At 38.1% G+C, this 748-nt stretch carries 1 protein-coding gene; it reads left to right on the top strand.

The genetic code is table 11. The features are described 5' to 3' along the window. Window positions 1-472: hypothetical protein (locus tag ACFFIT_RS02485; RefSeq protein ID WP_385876065.1), on the top strand; the 472-nt coding region annotated here is incomplete at its 5' end. Window positions 473-748 lie beyond the last annotated feature (276 nt).

The following is a 748-nucleotide window of genomic DNA, read 5'->3' as shown; positions in this document are numbered from 1 at the left end:
AGATGGTACAGGAGCACTAGTGGGTAATGATGGTGTTAATACTCTAGACGGCAAAAATGGAGCTAACTCCTTTGATGCTGGAAGCGGTAATGACTACATCATCATTTATGATACAGATTTCGCTTTTGTCAATGGTGGTCAAGGAAATGATACATTGATTTGGAATAGTTTCGATGACTTAGATTTAGCACAAATCAATAATAAAGTAGATTCTATTGAGTATCTACATCTTAATGATGAGTATAAAAATAAGCTGACTATTTCTGTCGAGGATGTGTTATCAATGACGCCTGAAAATGATCATTTACTGGTAATCCAAGGTGGCTCAACAGATACTGTAGATTTAGAATTGTCAGACACTGAATGGTCAACATTAGGTGCGCAGCAATTCAGGGGCGAAACATATAATGTTTACGTGCATGCTACGGAAGATGCGCAAATCTGGATTCAGCAGGGTATAACTGTAATCTAACTTTGATTTAAAGTCTGAATAAAAATTAAAAAGGGTCTAGTAGGCAATACTAGACCCTTTTTTTGTCTGTCCACAAAACTGAAAAAATTTGGCCATTATACACGGCACGGCGTGTCTACCTATTGGAGCTTTTTTAAATACAATCTATCAGAGGTCGTAGTGAATGACGTGGGAAGATCGTCCTTTAGACTGGTGATCATTAAGCTGACATTCCGCGTGTGCTGTGAACGTTAACTATTAGGAAGTTAACTTGCTGTATTTGAGATGGTGGTAGGC

The organism is Thorsellia kenyensis, assembly GCF_042432445.1.
Taxonomy (GTDB): Bacteria; Pseudomonadota; Gammaproteobacteria; order Enterobacterales; family Thorselliaceae; genus Thorsellia; species Thorsellia kenyensis.
Note: the sequence above shows the minus strand (reverse complement) of the source record. Positions and strands in the feature narration are given on the sequence as shown.